Source organism: Streptomyces sp. GL_141, from assembly GCF_057834385.1.
The window spans coordinates 3,662,348-3,678,657 of record NZ_CM174402.1; the positions used below are offsets into that span (position 1 = coordinate 3,662,348).

At 74.0% G+C, this 16,310-nt stretch carries 15 protein-coding genes; 9 read left to right on the forward strand and 6 right to left on the reverse strand.

Going from position 1 to position 16,310, the window contains the following annotated elements; genetic code table 11:
* The first annotated feature begins 99 nt into the window (after positions 1–99).
* A complete protein-coding gene (locus tag AC3IX6_RS15870) occupies positions 100–1,194 on the forward strand; it encodes a threonine aldolase family protein (protein ID WP_489371462.1) in 1,095 nt (364 codons plus the stop codon).
* 193 nt (positions 1,195–1,387) lie between these two features.
* On the opposite strand, the gene AC3IX6_RS15875 is transcribed toward AC3IX6_RS15870, so the two are convergent.
* The gene (locus AC3IX6_RS15875) at positions 1,388–1,597 is read right to left on the reverse strand and encodes a hypothetical protein (RefSeq protein ID WP_489370723.1); all 210 of its coding nucleotides are present in this window, start codon (positions 1,595–1,597) and stop codon (positions 1,388–1,390) included.
* Between the two features lie 545 nt (positions 1,598–2,142).
* Here AC3IX6_RS15875 and AC3IX6_RS15880 point away from each other — a divergent pair.
* Complete coding sequence (locus tag AC3IX6_RS15880; protein WP_489370724.1) at positions 2,143–3,267, forward strand: DUF5937 family protein; 1,125 nt, start codon at positions 2,143–2,145, stop codon at positions 3,265–3,267.
* 394 nt (positions 3,268–3,661) lie between these two features.
* Positions 3,662–5,212 (forward strand): M28 family metallopeptidase, encoded by a 1,551-nt coding sequence (locus AC3IX6_RS15885; RefSeq protein ID WP_489370725.1) that lies wholly within the window; start codon positions 3,662–3,664, stop codon positions 5,210–5,212.
* Between the two features lie 143 nt (positions 5,213–5,355).
* On the opposite strand, the gene AC3IX6_RS15890 is transcribed toward AC3IX6_RS15885, so the two are convergent.
* On the reverse strand, positions 5,356–6,405 hold the full coding sequence (locus AC3IX6_RS15890; RefSeq protein WP_489370726.1) for an SAM-dependent methyltransferase: 1,050 nt from the start codon (positions 6,403–6,405) through the stop codon (positions 5,356–5,358).
* Between the two features lie 106 nt (positions 6,406–6,511).
* Here AC3IX6_RS15890 and AC3IX6_RS15895 point away from each other — a divergent pair, with 106 nt between their 5' ends.
* Together AC3IX6_RS15895 and AC3IX6_RS15900 are read left to right on the forward strand one after the other, a co-directional pair.
* Positions 6,512–7,711 carry a sensor histidine kinase gene (locus tag AC3IX6_RS15895; RefSeq protein WP_489370727.1) on the forward strand — a complete coding sequence of 400 codons (1,200 nt, stop codon included), beginning with the start codon at positions 6,512–6,514 and terminating at the stop codon, positions 7,709–7,711.
* A 2-nt stretch (positions 7,712–7,713) separates the two neighbouring features.
* Positions 7,714–8,409 (forward strand): response regulator, encoded by a 696-nt coding sequence (locus tag AC3IX6_RS15900; RefSeq protein WP_266880250.1) that lies wholly within the window; start codon positions 7,714–7,716, stop codon positions 8,407–8,409.
* Between the two features lie 334 nt (positions 8,410–8,743).
* Here the strand turns inward: AC3IX6_RS15900 and AC3IX6_RS15905 are convergent, their stop codons facing one another.
* Together AC3IX6_RS15905 and AC3IX6_RS15910 are read right to left on the reverse strand one after the other, a co-directional pair.
* Positions 8,744–10,066, reverse strand: a complete 1,323-nt coding sequence (locus AC3IX6_RS15905; RefSeq protein ID WP_489370728.1) for a PH domain-containing protein — start codon at positions 10,064–10,066, stop codon at positions 8,744–8,746.
* Positions 10,063–10,554 (reverse strand): PH domain-containing protein, encoded by a 492-nt coding sequence (locus tag AC3IX6_RS15910; RefSeq protein ID WP_489370729.1) that lies wholly within the window; start codon positions 10,552–10,554, stop codon positions 10,063–10,065. The genes AC3IX6_RS15905 and AC3IX6_RS15910 overlap by 4 nt, the downstream gene beginning before the upstream one ends.
* Positions 10,555–10,677: 123 nt before the next feature.
* On the opposite strand from AC3IX6_RS15910, the gene AC3IX6_RS15915 reads away from it, so the two are divergent.
* The 3 genes from AC3IX6_RS15915 to AC3IX6_RS15925 are packed head-to-tail and all read left to right on the forward strand — an operon-like array spanning position 10,678 to position 13,036.
* Positions 10,678–11,820 (forward strand): NADH-quinone oxidoreductase subunit D, encoded by a 1,143-nt coding sequence (locus AC3IX6_RS15915; protein WP_489370731.1) that lies wholly within the window; start codon positions 10,678–10,680, stop codon positions 11,818–11,820.
* 43 nt (positions 11,821–11,863) lie between these two features.
* Positions 11,864–12,769 (forward strand): arylamine N-acetyltransferase family protein, encoded by a 906-nt coding sequence (locus tag AC3IX6_RS15920; protein WP_489370732.1) that lies wholly within the window; start codon positions 11,864–11,866, stop codon positions 12,767–12,769.
* A gap of 51 nt (positions 12,770–12,820) precedes the next feature.
* On the forward strand, positions 12,821–13,036 hold the full coding sequence (locus AC3IX6_RS15925) for a hypothetical protein (protein WP_266956188.1): 216 nt from the start codon (positions 12,821–12,823) through the stop codon (positions 13,034–13,036).
* A 16-nt stretch (positions 13,037–13,052) separates the two neighbouring features.
* Here the strand turns inward: AC3IX6_RS15925 and AC3IX6_RS15930 are convergent, their stop codons facing one another.
* Positions 13,053–13,625: a hypothetical protein gene (locus AC3IX6_RS15930; RefSeq protein ID WP_489370733.1), complete on the reverse strand. Its 573-nt coding sequence runs from the start codon at positions 13,623–13,625 to the stop codon at positions 13,053–13,055.
* Positions 13,626–13,806: 181 nt separating this feature from the next.
* Between AC3IX6_RS15930 and AC3IX6_RS15935 the strand changes: the two genes are divergently transcribed.
* On the forward strand, positions 13,807–15,078 hold the full coding sequence (locus tag AC3IX6_RS15935) for an alpha/beta hydrolase (protein WP_489370734.1): 1,272 nt from the start codon (positions 13,807–13,809) through the stop codon (positions 15,076–15,078).
* On the opposite strand, the gene AC3IX6_RS15940 is transcribed toward AC3IX6_RS15935, so the two are convergent.
* Positions 15,075–16,244 carry a hypothetical protein gene (locus tag AC3IX6_RS15940; RefSeq protein WP_489370735.1) on the reverse strand — a complete coding sequence of 390 codons (1,170 nt, stop codon included), beginning with the start codon at positions 16,242–16,244 and terminating at the stop codon, positions 15,075–15,077. The genes AC3IX6_RS15935 and AC3IX6_RS15940 overlap by 4 nt on opposite strands.
* Between the last annotated feature and the right edge of the window lie 66 nt (positions 16,245–16,310).

Consider the following 16,310-nt stretch of genomic DNA (forward strand, 5'->3'; position numbering starts at 1 on the left):
ACGCAAGCGGAGCGGTGCTCGGAACCCGACGCGGACAAAATCGCGGCGCAGGGACCGGAATACGACGCCGAATACGACGCCGACGGCGTGGCCGCGCGGATGGTGGTTGCCGGGCGGGCGGCCCGGCGGAAGCTTTCGGACAGTTTGCGGGAGGCCACGGTCGGCGAACTGCTGGCGGAGTTGGGCGGGCTGGCCCCGGACTCCGACGAGCCGGGGGACATCTACGGCAGCGGCGTCGTGGAGCGGCTGGAGCGGCGGGTCGCGGAGCTGCTCGGCACCGAGGACGCGGCGTTCTTCCCGACCGGGACCATGGCCCAGCAGATCGCCCTGCGCTGCTGGGCCGGCCGGACCGGGAACCCGGTGGTCGCCCTGCACCCGATGAGCCATCCGGAGCGGTGGGAGGGAGGCGCGCTGTCGGTCCTCTCGGGGCTGCGGACCGTCCACCCGACGGGCGAACCGCGCCAGCCGACCGCGTCGGAGGTCGCCGAGCTGCCGGAGCCGTTCGGGACGCTGATGCTGGAGCTTCCGCTGCGGGACGCGGGCTTCCTGCTCCCGACCTGGGAGGAGCTGTCGGCCCTGGTGGACAGCGCCCGGGAACGGGACGCGGTGGTCCACTTCGACGGGGCCCGGCTGTGGGAGTCGACGGTCCACTTCGGCCGGTCGCTGCCGGAGATCGCGGCGCTGGCCGACTCCGTGTACGTCTCCTTCTACAAGTCCCTCGGGGGCCTCAGCGGGGCCGCCCTCGCCGGATCGGCGTCGCTCGTGGCGGAGTCGAAGGTCTGGCGGCACCGGTACGGGGGCCAGATCTTCCGCCAGTTCCCGGCCGCACTGTCCGCGCTGGCGGGGCTGGAACGGGAGCTGCCGGAGCTGCCCTCCTACGTGGCCAAGGCGCGGACGGTGGCGTCCGCCCTGTCCTCGGCGCTCGGCGCGGCTCCGGAGGTGCCGTGGTTCCGGGTCCACCCGGAGGTGCCGCACACGCATCAGTTCCAGGTGTGGCTCCCGTACGACGCGGACCGCCTCACGGAGGCGGGCGTCCGCCTGGCGGAGGAGACGGGCACGGTCCTGTTCCGCCGCTGGTCCCCCGACGGGCCGCCGGGCCTGTCCGTGACGGAGATCGAGGTCACCCGCCCGGGCCTGACCTGGACGGAAGCCGACGTCACCAAGGCGGTGGCGGACTTCGTGTCCCGCCTGTAGCCCGGGCGGGCGGGGCGCTGGGGCCACCCGCAGCCCGGACCAGCAGGGGGCTGGGCCACCGGTATCCCGGTCCGGCACAGCCGGGGCCACCTACAGCCCGGGACGGCCGGAACGGGGCCGCTCGCCGGGGCCCGATAGGGCAGGGGCTGCTTGCGTGGGGGGCTCGAAGGTCGGGCCGAGGTGCGAATGGTGGTCAGGTCAGGGGCCTGCGGGTCAGTAGGCGGCGGACGGACGCGCGCCAGGGGTGGTGGCCGGGGGCGCCGTCCAGGACGGCCCGGAACTGTTCGTAGGTGCGGGCCGCGCGCAGGACGGCCACGTCATCGCGGCCCGGCGGCGGGGGCATCGGGGTGCCCTGCTGCGAGGCCCGGTAGGTGTCGACGAGGTACTGCTCGATCGCGGTCATGTATCCACCCTGAACCTGCCTGGGGGCGCTGCGCGCGCTGGTTGACCAACGCCGTCAATCCGCCCCGCGGGGTCGGCTTCGCCGACTGGATCCCCGGGCCTGCGCCCTGGCCGGGCGGAGCCCGGGCCCCTGGGGCTCCGCCCCAGACCCCGGTCCTCAAACGCCGGACGGCTGCTTTGGCTGCGCGGCTGGAGTTGGCCGGGGAGGGTGGGGGCGGCCGGGGCGGGGTCGGGGACGGGGTGGGGTGTCGGCCTGGACGTAGAGCGTGATGTGTGGCGCAGGGAGCGGCTTGACTGTCGGAGTAGGGCACAGGGCGCCTAAATCATGCAGTCCAGGCCAACACCCCACCCCGGCCCCGGCACCGACCCCCCGCAGCCACCCGACACGACCCGCCACGTACAGGCCGATGCCGGCCACAACACAGCCCCGCCGGCGTTTGAGGCGCAGGGGTCCGGGGACTGGTCCCCGGGGCCGGGGATCCGCCGGGTGGGCGAAGGGGGCGTGGCCTGGCGCCCGGGCGGGCCTCGCGGCGGCAGAATGATCCGATGAGCGTCACCATCGACATCACCGGGCTCCCCGCGGAGCGGATCGGCTTCGCGCCGTCCCCGCTCGCAGAGCTCTGCATGGCGTTGCACGCGCTCTCCCAGCCCGGGCACCACCCCGGGCTCGCCTCCTGGACCTCCACCACCGCCGCCGCGCTCGATCCGGATCTCGCGGACCGGCTGCTGGAGGGCGATTTCATGTGGCGCAGCTCCTTCGCCGACCTGTTCATGGCCTTCGCCGGGATTCCCGGCGGGTCCGGGCTGCCCGCCGCAACCCTGGCCGCCGAGCTCGACGTGCTCGACCGGCTGGACGACGAGCGGTTCGTGACGGCCGCCCTGGAGCACTGCCGGCTGGCCCTCTACGGCGACGCCGCCGGGCCGTCCCCGCTCACGGATCCGCTCGCCCGGGCCAAGGCCCTGGAGACGGCCTCCGCGCGCGGGCCGCAGCAGTTGGCCTTCGCCGTGCGGGTGCTCGACGACACCGCCGGTGTCCGGGTCTGGCTGCGCCGGCTGATGGAGGACTGCGACGAGGCCTTCTTCGCGGAGACCTGGCGCCGGGTCGGGCCCCGCCAGAGCGCGGACGCCCGGCACAAGACGGAGGTGCTGCGGCGCAAGGGGCTGCCGGCCGTGCTGAAGGAGGTCTCCTCGGCGCTGAGCGTCGACGAGGGGCTGACCACGGTCACGGTGGACAAGATGGTCCACGGGTCCGCGACCGCGACCGATCCGCGAATAGGCGACGGCCTGCTGTTCGTGCCCACGAACTTCGGCTGGCCCCACCTGCTGGTGCTGCACGCCCCTGGCTGGCGTCCGGTGATCCACTACCCGCTCGGCTCTCCCGAACTGGCCTCCTCCCCGGGGTCGGTGGAGCTGTTGCAGCGGCGCATGGAGGCCCTGGCCCATCCGATGCGGATGATGCTGTGCCGCAATCTGGCGCGCGCCCCGTACACGACCGGCGAGTTGGCGGCCGCGCACGGGATCACCGCCCCGGAGGTGTCCCGCCACCTGTCGGTGATGAAGAAGGCCGGGCTGATCCAGACCCGCCGCCAAGGCCGGTACGTCCAGCACCAGCTGGATCTGGCGGCGGTCGCACGGATCGGATCCGACTTCATCGAGGGCATCCTGCGCTAGCTCTGCCCCGCCCCACCCTGCGGCAGCTTTGCGGCAGGACGGCGGCAGCTCGACGGGCCGGCCAGGCACGGAGAGCGGGCACTGGCCTGAATTCGACGGCTCAGATGCTCCGATATACGGATTTCACAAACCGGAATCAGTGAAAAGTCTGGCCATGGCCGCCACTTGGTGTCTAACGTGCGTCCACCGCTCCCCCCACCCGGCGCAACGCACCTGACCTGCGTCTGCATCCGCGTCCGCATCCGCATCCCCACACCCCGTACGCCGCACCCCCGCAGGCCGCACCCCCGCAGGCCGCACTCCCGCACCCCCGTACGCCTCACCGCGTACGCCCCATGCCATACGCCGAAACGCCTTACGCATGCGCTCGCGCATCTGCCGTGGAAGGACTTTCATGCCCTCACGTCGTATAGCCGCAGCCACCGCCGCCCTGGCGGCCGCGGCCCTCGTCTCCCCGCTGCTCCTCGCCGGACCGGCCGGAGCCACGGGCAGCCCGCAGAGCGACGCCGCCCGGGGTGACGCACTGGCCCGAAAGCTGGTCAAGGACTCCACCGGCAAGGGTGCCAACAACCACCTGAAGGTCTTCCAGGCCATCGCCGACTACAACAAGGGCACCCGCGTGGCGGGTTCCAAGGGCCACGTCCAGTCGGCCCAGTACGTCGAGCTCGTCATGCGCGCGGCCGGATACAAGGTCACCAAGAACGAGTTCGAGTTCGTGTACGTCGAGACGGTCGCCGAGACCCTGAAGGTCAACGGCCCGGCCGGCCGCGACGTCCCGATCAAGCTGATGACGTACACCGCCAGCGGCCCGGCGAACGGCGTGACGGCGCAGATCGCCGTCGCCCCGGTCGACGCCGACGGCACCAACGGCTGCGAGCCCGCCGACTTCGCCGCGGGCGCCTTCACGGGCAAGGTCGCGCTGATCAAGCGCGGCGGCTGCGCCTTCGCGGTCAAGCAGCAGAACGCGGCGACGGCCGGTGCGGTCGGAGCGGTGATCTACAACAACGCCGAGGGCGCCCTGAACGGCACCATAGGCTCCGCCGACGCGGGCAAGATCCCGACCGGTGGCGTCACGCTGGCCGAGGGCCAGCGGCTCGCCGCCGACGCGGCCGCGGGTCCGGTGGAGGTCACCCTCGACATCCGCGAGTTCCGGGAGAACCGCAAGACGTACAACGTCGTCGCGGAGACGCGGGGCGGCGACGAGAACAACACCGTCTTCCTCGGTGCGCACCTCGACTCCGTCGCGGCGGGCCCGGGCATCAACGACAACGGCTCCGGCTCGGCCGGCATCCTCCAGGTCGCGCAGAAGCTCGCGCACAGCCAGGGCAAGATCAAGAACAAGGTCAAGTTCGCCTGGTGGTCGGCGGAGGAGTTCGGCCTGCTCGGCTCCGAGGCGTACGTCGACGGGCTGACGGAGGAGCAGAAGAAGCAGATCAAGCTCTACTTGAACTTCGACATGATCGCCTCGCCGAACGCCGCGTACTTCGTCTACGACGGCGACGACTCGGACAAGGTCGGCTCGGGCCCCGGCCCCGAGGGCTCGGCGCAGCTGGAGAAGGGGATCAACGACTTCCTCGACTCCAAGAGCATCCCGCGCGAGGGCACCGACTTCTCGGGCCGCTCGGACTACGGCCCGTTCATCGCGGTCGGCATCCCCTCGGGCGGTACGTTCACGGGCGCCGAGGGCATCAAGACGCCGGAGCAGGCGGCGAAGTTCGGCGGGCAGGCCGGGGTCGCGTACGACGTGAACTACCACGGCAAGGGCGACACCCTGGCGAACATCGACCAGAAGGCGCTCGACATCAACGTCGACGTCATCGCGGACGCGGTGGGTCACTACGCGTACGACCTGGCGCCGCTGGGCCGGCCGGTCGTCTCCGAGCCGAGCAACGGCTCCGGCAGCGGGGGTGGCCTCCACGAGGGCCACGACCACGACTCGGAGTAGACGGTAAGGGGGGCGGGTAGGGAGCGTGCCTCTGCGCGGCGCAGAGTCCCCTACCCGCCCTTCGCCCGTTCCCCGGGCTCCGCCCCGGATCCGTTGCCGGGTGCGGCGCCGTTCCCGGGGACCAGTCCCCGGACCCCTGCACCTCAAACGCCGGAGGGGCCGGGTTTCCACGGCGCCACCCCGACCGGCTGGACCAGCCAGCCGAAGTCGCCGAGGCCACCCCGCGCGGTGAGTTCCGCGGCCTCGCCCGCCGCCGACAGGGCGCGGACGTACGCCGCCGGGTCGGTGGAGGCCAGGGCGAGCGGGGGCCGGGCCCCCGAGACGCCGAGGGCCGCCAGCGCGTCCCGTTGGGTCAGCAGCACCGCCCCCGGCCCCGCGCACGCGTCGAGCGCCACGTGCGCGGTGACGTCGCAGCTCCCGTCCGGCACGGGGGCGGTCTCCCGCCCGGCGCGGAATCCGGTCAGCGTCCCGAAGGGCGGCCGGGCCTCCCGGGTGTGGGCGTAGTCGACGGCGACCGCGAGGCCCCGCTCCACCGTCGCGACGGCTCCCGCCCAGGCCTCGTCGCGCGGCCGGCCGATCTCCGCCCGGCCCCCGCCCGACTCCGCCCGGCCCCCGTCGGTCTCCGCCCGGCCCCCGCCCGGCTGCGCCTGCGGCCACCACCGCTCCAGCCAGGCCCGGTCCGGGCCGTCCAGGGGGCCGCCCGGGTGCTCCGTACCGTCCCGCTCGACCTCCACGTAGCGCCCGTCCTCGGCGAGGTCCAGCGGTACGTTGTCGAGCCACTCATTGGCGAAGAGCAGCCCCCGGGTGCCCCGGGGCGCCTCGCCCACCCAGCGGATCCGCCCGTCGAGCCCGGCGGGCCGCTCCGCGCGCTCCACCCCGTACGGCCGCACCCGCGCGGCCGTCTCCGGCGGCAGCGCCGCCAGCACTCCGGCCAGCAGTTCCCCGCGCCCGGCCCCTACGTCGACCAGGTCCAGCTCCTCCGGGCGGCCGAGCTCCCCGTCCACCCACAGGAGCAGCCGGGCCACGGCCCGCGCGTAGAGCGGCGAGGCGTGCACGGAGGTGCGGAAATGCCCTGCGGGGCCGGGCCCGCCGGGGCGTACGTAGAAGCCGTCGGGGCCGTACAGGGCCCGCTCCATCGCCGTCCGCCAGCGGACCGGACCCGCCTGTGCCGTGGCTTCACCCTGAGTGCTCATCGCTGAAAGGTTATGGTCGCCTCCACCTCGGGTAGTACTCGCGCGTCGCACGGATCGCCCCTCTGGTTGACTCCAGCACCTATCGGCTGTCCCTACTCTGGGTTACGTGCAGCGCCTCTACGATTTCCTCCGCAGACACCCGACGGGCGTCGACAGCTTCTGGGCTGTCCTCTTCTTCGGGTTCTCGATGGCCGTCGTCGCCTCGATGCACCAGGGCACCGGCTCCGCGCTGCTCGCCACCCCTTGTGTGGTGGCGCTGAGCAGCGCCGTCGCGCTGCGCCGCAAGTGGACCGTCCCGGTCTTCTGGCTCACCGTCGCCACCGGCCTCTACCAGCTGGCCATCGGCGCGGAGGCGAACTTCTACGACTTCGCGATGCTCGTCGTGCTGTTCACGGTCGCCGCCTCCGACGTGCCGCGCTGGGTCTCGCGCACCGCCCTCGGCTGGGGGCTGCTCGCCTCCCCGCTGTACTTCCTGCGCGTCGGCGTGGACAAGAACGCCTCCACGACCGACAGCGTGCTCTTCGTCGTGTTCATGATGATCCCGTTCGCCCTCGCCTGGGTGATGGGCGACTCCCTGCGCACCCGCCGGGCCTATTACGCCCAGCTCGTCGAACGCAACCAGCGCCTGGAGCAGGAGCGCGCGGCCCAGGCCAAGGTGGCCGTCGCCGCCGAGCGGGCCCGGATCGCCCGCGAGCTGCACGACGTCGTCGCGCACAACGTGTCGGTGATGGTGGTCCAGGCCGACGGCGCCGCCTACGTGATGGACGCGGCCCCCGAGCAGGCCAAGGAGGCCCTGCAGACCATCTCCGGCACCGGGCGCCTGGCCCTCGCCGAGATGCGCCGGCTGCTGGGCGTGCTGCGCACCGGCGAGCCGCAGGAGTCCGAGGACTACGTGCCGCAGCCCGACGTGGAGCAGATCGAGGTGCTGGTCGAGCAGGTGCGGACGGCCGGGCTCGCGGTGGACTTCGAGGTCGAGGGCGCCCCGCGCAAGCTGCCCAGCGGCGTGGAGCTGACGGCGTACCGGATCGTCCAGGAAGCACTCACGAACACCCGCAAGCACGGCGGCCCCGACGCGAAGGCCAGCGTCCGGCTCGTCTACTTCGACGACGGGCTCGGTCTGCTCGTCGAGGACGACGGCCGGGGCGCGGCCCGCGAGCTGTACACGGACGGCGGCGCGGACGGCGCCGGACACGGGCTGATCGGCATGCGCGAACGCATCGGTATGGTCGGAGGCACCCTCGACGCGGGCCCCCGGCCCGGTGGCGGCTTCCGGATCAGCGCACTGCTCCCCCTGAAGAAAAGGTGACCATGTCCTTCCCCACCGGCCCCTCCATCCGCGTGATGCTGGTCGACGACCAAGTACTGCTGCGCACCGGTTTCCGGATGGTGCTCGCGGCGCAGCCCGACATGGAGGTCGTCGCCGAGGCCGGCGACGGCCTGGAGGCGCTGGAGGTGCTGCGGGCCACGAAGGTGGACGTGGTGCTGATGGACGTCCGCATGCCCCGCCTCGACGGGGTCGAGGCGACGCGCCGCATCTGCGAGCCCGAGGAACACCCCAAGGTCATCATCCTGACCACCTTCGACCTCGACGAGTACGCCTTCTCGGGCCTGAAGGCGGGCGCGAGCGGGTTCATGCTCAAGGACGTCCCGCCGGGCGAGCTGCTGGCCGCGATCCGCTCGGTGCACAGCGGCGACGCGGTGGTCGCCCCGTCCACGACGCGCCGGCTGCTGGACCGGTTCGCACCGATGCTTCCGTCGACCTCGGCGGAACCGCGGAACAAGGACGTCGAGCGGCTGACGGAGCGCGAGCGCGAGGTCATGCTGCTGGTCGCCCAGGGCCTGTCGAACGGCGAGATCGCCGCCCGCCTGGTCCTGTCGGAGGCCACGGTCAAGACCCACGTGGGCCGCATCCTGACCAAGCTGGACCTGCGCGACCGGGTGCAGGTCGTGGTCCTGGCGTACGAGACCGGGCTGGTCCGCGCGGGCGGCGGCGGGGCGGCGTAGTCCCGCCCCCGGCGGCGGAGCCGGCTCGCCCCACCGCCGCCCGGCTGGTCGGTCCGGAAGCGGCGCGGTCCAGAAGCGCTGCACGAACTCGCAGGTACCCGGGACGACGGCGTCGAGGGTGGCCGAGTCGGCCGGCAGCATGCCGAAGTCGCCGGTGTTCTCGCCGCAGTCGATCCGGTCGAATCCGCCGTTGCGCATCACGAACGCGGGGTCCGCCGACGCGGGGCCGGCGAAGGCCAGCGTCAGGGTGAGGGCGGCCAGGGCGGGGGCTGCGATGCGTGCGGTGCGGAGGATGTCCACGGGTCCTGCCGACCACACGCACGCACGCCCGGCGTCAGGTCATCCAGCGGTCCGGGCGGGCCGCCGCCCGGGAGGTGCGGGAGCGGGCCGCCTGGGCGTGGAGCAGTTCGGCGGCCTCCGCCGCGCCGCGCAGGCGGGCCGTGACCGTGCCGTTCGCCCCGGTGTCCACGTGGACGTCGGCCACCCCGCGGGCACGCTCCCAGGGGCCCTGGGACAGCCGCACGCTCTGCACCTTGGCGTGCGGGACGATCTCCGTTCGCCGGCACAGGCGGCCGTGGCGGGCCGCGAACACGTCCGCGGAGACGGCCAGGCCGTACCCCTTCCACCACACCGGCACCACCCAGCGCGATCCGCTGCGGGGCGAGGGCTCGAAGACGAGGCCCCCCAGGTCGACGCCGGGCAGCACCCGCGCGACGACGGCGTGGGCGGCGGCCCGGGTGGCCACCGGGACCAGGACGTCGTTCTTCGAGCCGGCCACCGCCAGCTCCACCCGGACCCAGCCGCGCCGGCGCCACAGCAGCGGCTCGACGATCCGTACGGTCTGCACGCGCCCCGGCGGCACCGTCTCGTGGGCGCGGTCGAGCATGCCGTGGTCGAGCCGGAGCCCGTCGGGGGACTCGGCGACCCGCCAGTCGTACTCGGTGAGGAAGCGGCCGGCGCTCCCCGCCCACATCGCGCCCAGCACCGGGAGCAGGGTGGCGATGGCCACCCACGGGCTGGAACTGAGCCACCACACGAGCGAGGGGCCGACGATCCCGCCGACGAGGATGGCCCAGGTGGTCAGGGTGAGCAGCAGCGATACCGCCAGATCGCGCGGCCCCACGCGCAGCAGCTCCCGCTCGGGGGCCTCGCCCAGGAGCGGGGCCTCGGCCGGGGTGAAACCGGCCGCGCGGGCCAGCAGCTCGGCGCGGAGCGAGACGGCGTCCTTCTCCGCGAGGAAGGCCAGCTCGTCCTTGGCCTCGGTGCCGATGACGTCGAGCCGCAGCTTGGCGACGCCCGCGAGGCGGGCCAGCAGGGGGCGGGTGACGTCGACGGCCTGGATCCGGTCGAGGCGGATGTGCGCGGTGCGGCGGAAGAGGAGCCCGCTGCGGATGCGCAGTTCGGTGGCGGTGACGGCGTAGTGCGTGAACCACCAGCTGAGGAAGCCGTACGCACCGAAGACGAGGACCAGCGCGAACAGCGCGAGGACCCGCAGGGCGGTGGAGACGTCCGTCACCCACTCGGCGAGGTTCTGGCCCTGCTGGGCGGCGATGCCGATGGTCGCGGCGATCGGCACCCAGGCCCGGCGCAGCGGCGTGAGGAAATGCAGCCGCCGCTCCTGCCCGGACGCCTCCCCCGCCTCCGCCGGCGGCGTCACAGCCCCGCCGACCTTGCCTCGCCGAGCTCCGTGAGGCGGTCGCGCAGCCGTTCCGCCTCCTCGGGCGCGAGGCCGGGGATCTTCGCGTCGGTGGCCGCGGCGGCCGTGTGGAGCTGTACGGAGGCCAGGCCGAAGCGGCGCTCCAGCGGGCCCGAGGTGACCTCCACCAGCTGCATCCGCCCGTACGGGACCACGGTCTGCTCCCGCCACATCACGCCCCGGCTGATCAGCAGGTCGTCCGCGCGCTCCGCGTACCGCCAGGACCGCCAGTTCCGTCCGAGCATCACCCAGCCCCAGGCCAGGACCGCGAGCCACAGCCCGCCGAGCGCCGCCCACCCCGGCCCGGCGGTCAGCCCCAGTACGACGGCCGTCACCACCGTGAAGAGGGACATCCACAGCGTCAGCAGCAGCCTGCGCAGCGTCAGCAGCCCGCCCGGCAGCCCCACCCACTCGGGCGGACCCGCCTCTCCCTCTGTCCCCGTGTCCATCCCCCCACCCTAGGGTGTGTCCCGCCTCCCGGACCGGGCGTGCGGAGCCCGTCGGCCACCGCTCCCCGATCCGCGATCCGGACCGAGCTACGAGCCGCCCCCGCAGGCTGAGACAATGCCGCCATGACGGAGACCACGGTCGGCATCGGCGGCGCGGCGGAGAGCACCGACATGGTGCTCAACATCGGCCCCCAGCACCCTTCCACGCACGGCGTGCTGCGCCTGCGCCTCGTCCTGGACGGCGAGCGCATCGTCAGTGCCGAGCCGGTGGTCGGCTACATGCACCGCGGCGCCGAGAAGCTCTTCGAGGCCCGCGACTACCGCCAGATCGTGATGCTCGCGAACCGCCACGACTGGCTGTCCGCGTTCTCCAACGAGCTGGGCGTGGTCATGGCCGTCGAGCGGATGCTCGGCATGGAGGTGCCCGAGCGGGCCGTGTGGATGCGGACCCTGCTCGCCGAGCTGAACCGGGTCCTGAACCACCTGATGTTCCTCGGCTCGTACCCCCTGGAGCTGGGCGGGATCACCCCGATCTTCCACGCGTTTCGCGAGCGCGAGGAGCTCCAGGCCGTCATGGAGGAGATCTCCGGCGGCCGCATGCACTACATGTTCAACCGCGTCGGCGGCCTCAAGGAGGACCTGCCCGCCGGCTGGCTGGGCCGGGCCCGCGCCGCCATCGCCGACGTGAACACGCGCATGCACGTCTACGACGACCTGGTCCGCGGCAACGAGATCTTCCGCGCCCGCACCCGCGGCGTCGGCGTCCTGTCCGCCGAGGCCGTGCACGCGTACGGGGTCTCCGGCCCGATCGCCCGCGCCTCCGGCGTCGACTTCGACCTGCGCCGCGACGAGCCGTACCTCGCCTACGGCGAGCTCCAGGACGTCCTGAAGGTCGTCACCCGCACCGAGGGCGACTGCCTGGCCCGCTTCGAGGTCCTGCTGGAGCAGACCCACAACGCGCTGGACATCGCGGTCGCCTGCCTGGACCGGATGGAACAGCTGGCGCCCGGACCGATCAACCAGCGGCTGCCGAAGGTCCTGAAGGCCCCCGAGGGCGAGACGTACGCGTGGACCGAGAACCCCCTCGGCATCAACGGCTACTACCTGGTCTCCAAGGGCGAGAAGACCCCGTACCGGCTCAAGCTGCGCTCGGCTTCGTACAACAACATCCAGGCGCTGGCGGTGCTGCTTCCCGGGCAGCTGGTCGCGGACATGGTCTCGATCCTCGGCTCACTGTTCTTCGTCGTCGGCGACATCGACAAGTAACCGGGCCCGCGCCGCTGTCCCCGCCACGTCTTAGGCTGCCCGCATGACCTCCGGCACAGCGGCAGACCCGCACGCGCACCCCGGCATATACGCCGCCTACCTGCGGCGGCTCGGCATCGAGGAGCCCGGCGCGCCGTCCGTGGCGGGGCTGTTCGCCCTCCAGCGGGCGCACCTGGAGCGCGTGCCGTACGAGAACGTCGACATCCAGCTCGGCCGGGCCCCCGGCATCGACCCCGAGCTGTCGGCACGCCGCTTCGCCGCCGGACGCGGCGGCTACTGCTTCCACCTCAACGGGGCCTTCGCCGCGCTCCTCGGCCACCTCGGCTACGAGGTCACCCGCCACGTGGGCGGCGTGTACAAGGAATCCCAGTCCGAAGACGCCCTGCGGGGCGTGAGCGGGGACCACCTGGCGCTCACCGTCCGCGTGCCGGGGGCGGCGGCCGACGGGGCCGGCACCTACTACGTGGACGCCGGACTCGGAGACGGCCCGCACGAGCCGCTGCCGCTGCGCGAAGGCCCGTACCGCCAGGGGGCCTTCGCCTACTCCCTGGAGCGGCTGCCCGGATCGGGCTGGCTCTACCGCCACCCGGGCAGCTCCGCCCCGCTCGTGAACTTCCGCGCGGAGCCCGCCGGGCCGGATGCGGCGGCCGGCTTCGAGGCCGAGCACGTCCGGCTGTCGACCTCCGCGGACTCCGGTTTCGTACGGACCTTCGCGGCCCTGCGGCGCGACGCGGACGGCATCGACGCCCTGCGGGGACGGGTGCTGAGCCGGATCGACCCGGTACGGGGGAACACGGAACGGGTGCTCGACGGCCCGGAGGAGTTCTACGCCGCGCTGGAGGGCGTCTTCGGCCGCGCGCTCGACGACCTCACCCCGACGGACCGCACGGCCCTGTGGACCCGGGTGGACCGGGCCCACGCGAGCTGGGCGGCCACCCGCGAGGGCTGACCCCGGGCGGCCGGGCGGGCCGATGTCGCAGCGGCAGGGCAGACTTGGGGGATGTCCCTCTCACCCCGCCGGGCCTGCCCCTCCTGCGGCCGCGACTGCGCCGTCACCGCCGGGCGGATCGCCCGCCACGACCCGCCCGCCGGGCGGGGCCGCGGGGACCTCGTCTCCTGCCCCGGCTCCCGCGCCCGCGTGACCCTCGGCGCCTCCGCCCCCACCCTGGACGGCTTCACCCTGTCCCCGCTCCCGGGCCAACTCCCGCTGTTCTAGCCGCCGGCGGGCCCCGTCACCGGTGGCGCGCCCGGGCACGCATCCGCTCCGCGGCGAGGATCAGCCCGTCCGGCGACCCGTCCAGGGTGTCCACCAGCAACTCCTCGATCAGCCGCTCCCCGTGGTGGACGAGGACCACGTCCTGGCCGGCCGTCAGGCGCAGGGAGCCCCACGGGTGGTTCCAGAGCTGCTCGGCCCGGTCCCAGAACTGGAGCCCCCGGGTGGTCACCCGCAGCTCGAAGCGTTCGGTGTCGAAGTACCCCGTGGGGCGGCCCTCCCACAGGAGCGGACGGACGGCGAAGGCGCTCAGCACGATCTCCCGCGGCTCCAGCGCCACTTCCCGGACCCCGTCCACCCGCCCCAGCCGGGTACCGGCCCACGCCCCGCCCGCCCCGAACACGACGGCGAGCAGCACGGTGACCTCCCAGGAGAACGCGGCGGCGAACGCCGCGACCGAGATCTTCGCGGCGAACAGCCCTCCCGTGGCGCAGGCCCCCACGATCACGGAACGGCGGATGCGCCGCCCCCGTACGACCGCCGCGTCCGCGGCCCCGGCGGGCTCGATGCCCGCGTGCTCGGCTTCCTCCATGGCGTATCCCCCCGGATCGTCGGCTGCCCGGCCTGCGCCCTCCATTCGACCACCCCGAAGATCCGGGGGAAAGGGACTTCGCCCGCGCGGCCCGGGACGGGGCCAGGCCGGGGGGTAGCACCACCAACCAAGGCGGGACAGCCGGATGTTGGGTGCGTGCCCGGATCCGTAGCTTCGGGGTATGACGATCCAGCAGAAGCAGAGCAACCGCCTCCGGCTCCGGCGCGGCGCCGCCGCCGCGGTCCTCGCGGCCGTCCTCGGCGGGGTCGCCGCGCCCGTGGCGCTCGCCGCCCCGGCGGGGAGTCCCGCGTCCGCCACGGCCGCACAGGGCGGCCGCGGGCACCTCATCTCCCTCACCCCGCTGGAGCGCCTCGCCCCCGCGGACGTCACCGCCCGCCTCGCCCCGCTCGGCTTCGACGCGTCCACCGTCCGGTACGGCGTCGCCGCCTACCGGCTCACCTACGCCACCGTCGACCCCCGGGGCCGCCCGACCACCGCGACCGGCCTGCTCGTGCTTCCCCGAGGGGGACCGCACCGGCTCGACCTGGTCTCCGACACCCACGGCACGGTCGCCACCCGCGACGACGCCCCGTCCGGGGACCCGGGCGACAACCGGCTCACCCCTTATCTGCACGCCTCCGCCGGCCGCGCCGTCGCCGCCCCGGACTACCTGGGCCTGGGCGGCGGGCCCGGCGCCCATCCGTACATGGACACCCGGTCCTCGGTCACCGCCTCCGTGGACATGCTGGGGGCCGCCCGGACCGCGGCCGAACGGCTCGGGCGCACGGTCACCCGGGACGTGTACGCCACCGGCTTCTCCCAGGGCGCCCAGGTGGCGATGGCCCTGGGCCGCGAACTGTCCCGCCCCGGCTCCGGCTTCCGGCTGCGCGCGCTGGCCCCGATCGCGGGGCCGTACGACCTGGACGGCTCCGAGCTGCCCGGCATCACCGACGGCCGGGTCGCACCGCGCACCGCCGTCTTCTACCTCACCTACTTCCTCACCGCCCAGAACCGGCTGCACCCGCTCTACGCGGACCCCGCCGAGGTGTTCCGCGCGCCTTATGCACAGGCTGTGGAAAGCCTGTTCGACGGGAACCACCGGGTGGAGGACATCGCGGCAGGGCTCCCCGCATCACCGGAGGAGCTGCTCACCCCGGAGTGGTACGAGAACATCCGCGCCCCGCGCGGGGCGCTGCGCACGGCCCTGAAGGTCAACGACGACGCCTGCGACTGGAAGCCCGCCGCGCCGGTCCGCCTCTACGGGGGCTCGGCCGATACCGACGTCCCCTTCGACAACACCCGTGCCTGCGCGGCCGATCTGGCCCGCCACGGGGTCCGGGCGAAGGTCGTCGACCAGGGGCCGGACGCCGATCACACCGTGTCGGCGATCCGCTCGGCCCCGCAGGCCGTCCGCTGGTTCGACTCGTTGAGCCGGGAGACCGGGCCGCGCTAGGAGATCGCGGTGCGCAGCTGGACGACGTCGATCGGTTCGGTCTCGTCGTGGGCGGTCAGGTCGATGACCTGGCCCGCGGCGCGGGTCTCGGCGGTGGCCGGCTTGGCGGCGGGGACGAGGGCCGCCGGCTGCGCAGCCCCGCCCCGGGCGGACTCCGCCTTGTGGAGGGCGAGGGCCTCCTCGCCGACGACATCGGCGAGGTCCTCGTTCTGCACGGACTCGATGACCGCGCGGGCCTGCGCCGCGGTCTTCGTACCGAAGAAGTCGAAGCCGCCCTCGACGCGCGAGGCGGGCCGGCGCTGGGCGGCGTACGGGGCCACCGCTGCCGCGAGCCGGCGCGCGGGGACGGCCGCCGCCGGGCCCGCGGGCACCGGGCCGGTGAGCGCGGGGCGGGCGTGCGCCTCCAGATCGGCGGGCTTCGCCGGGGCGGCGGGCTGCGCCGGAGCCGTGGACGCCGTCGGAGCCGTGGACGCCGTCGGGGCCGCGGGCAGGGCGGGAGCGGCGGGGGCCGCGGAGAGAGCCGGCGGGCCGGCCGGGGTCTGCGGGGCGGACGCGGCGGCCTTCGCCTGCTCGGCCACCTTGTCGGCCAGCGCCGCCAGCGCGGCGTGGGCGCGGGCGAAGCCCACCGAGGTGGCCGCACCGGCGCTGGTGCGCTCCTCGGACACCGCGGGAAGTTCCTTCGGAACCGGGGCGGCGGAGGCGGCCGGGGCCGCGGCCTCGATGGCCAGCAGCCGGCGGCCCTCCAGGGCGCTCGCCCGCTCGGTCTCGGCGGTGGCGTACCGGCGCAGCAGCGCGGCGTGCTCCCCGCGCAGGCCCGCGAGTTCGACCCGCTTGGCGCGCAGTTTGGCGTCGAGCTTGCCGCGCAGCACCCGGGCCTCTTCGAGGTCGGATTCGAGCTCGGCTATCCGCTCGTCGGTGCGCCATTCGTCCTTGACCCGCTCGCGCCCGAGCTCGGTGACCCGGCGGCCGGCCGCCAGGTCCCACGAGCGCATGACGACGGCGCCGGCCAGCCCTGCGGCCGCGGTGAGCGCCACGAGCAGGCGCAGCGCCATCGGTTCCGCGAGCAGCCAGGCGGCGCCGGCGCCGGCAACGGACACACCGGCGACGGCCGTCGGCGTGAGCAGCCGGTGAAGAGGTTCGGGATTGCGGTGGCGTCCACGGGGCATGGCCTGAAATTTACAGGGCGTGGACAGGGTGTGGGGTAGCCGCCCGGGAATCTGTTTCCGAGCAGT

Bases quoted from the DNA above. Each gene is read 5' to 3' on its own strand.
- AC3IX6_RS15870 (WP_489371462.1), top strand. From the start codon at position 100: ATGGTGGTTGCCGGGCGGGCGGCCCGGCGGAAGCTTTCGGACAGTTTG.
- AC3IX6_RS15875 (WP_489370723.1), bottom strand. From the start codon at position 1,597: ATGACCGCGATCGAGCAGTACCTCGTCGACACCTACCGGGCCTCGCAG.
- AC3IX6_RS15880 (WP_489370724.1), top strand. From the start codon at position 2,143: ATGAGCGTCACCATCGACATCACCGGGCTCCCCGCGGAGCGGATCGGC.
- AC3IX6_RS15885 (WP_489370725.1), top strand. From the start codon at position 3,662: ATGCCCTCACGTCGTATAGCCGCAGCCACCGCCGCCCTGGCGGCCGCG.
- AC3IX6_RS15890 (WP_489370726.1), bottom strand. From the start codon at position 6,405: ATGAGCACTCAGGGTGAAGCCACGGCACAGGCGGGTCCGGTCCGCTGG.
- AC3IX6_RS15900 (WP_266880250.1), top strand. From the start codon at position 7,714: ATGTCCTTCCCCACCGGCCCCTCCATCCGCGTGATGCTGGTCGACGAC.
- AC3IX6_RS15910 (WP_489370729.1), bottom strand. From the start codon at position 10,554: ATGGACACGGGGACAGAGGGAGAGGCGGGTCCGCCCGAGTGGGTGGGG.
- AC3IX6_RS15915 (WP_489370731.1), top strand. From the start codon at position 10,678: ATGACGGAGACCACGGTCGGCATCGGCGGCGCGGCGGAGAGCACCGAC.
- AC3IX6_RS15920 (WP_489370732.1), top strand. From the start codon at position 11,864: ATGACCTCCGGCACAGCGGCAGACCCGCACGCGCACCCCGGCATATAC.
- AC3IX6_RS15925 (WP_266956188.1), top strand. From the start codon at position 12,821: ATGTCCCTCTCACCCCGCCGGGCCTGCCCCTCCTGCGGCCGCGACTGC.
- AC3IX6_RS15930 (WP_489370733.1), bottom strand. From the start codon at position 13,625: ATGGAGGAAGCCGAGCACGCGGGCATCGAGCCCGCCGGGGCCGCGGAC.
- AC3IX6_RS15935 (WP_489370734.1), top strand. From the start codon at position 13,807: ATGACGATCCAGCAGAAGCAGAGCAACCGCCTCCGGCTCCGGCGCGGC.
- AC3IX6_RS15940 (WP_489370735.1), bottom strand. From the start codon at position 16,244: ATGCCCCGTGGACGCCACCGCAATCCCGAACCTCTTCACCGGCTGCTC.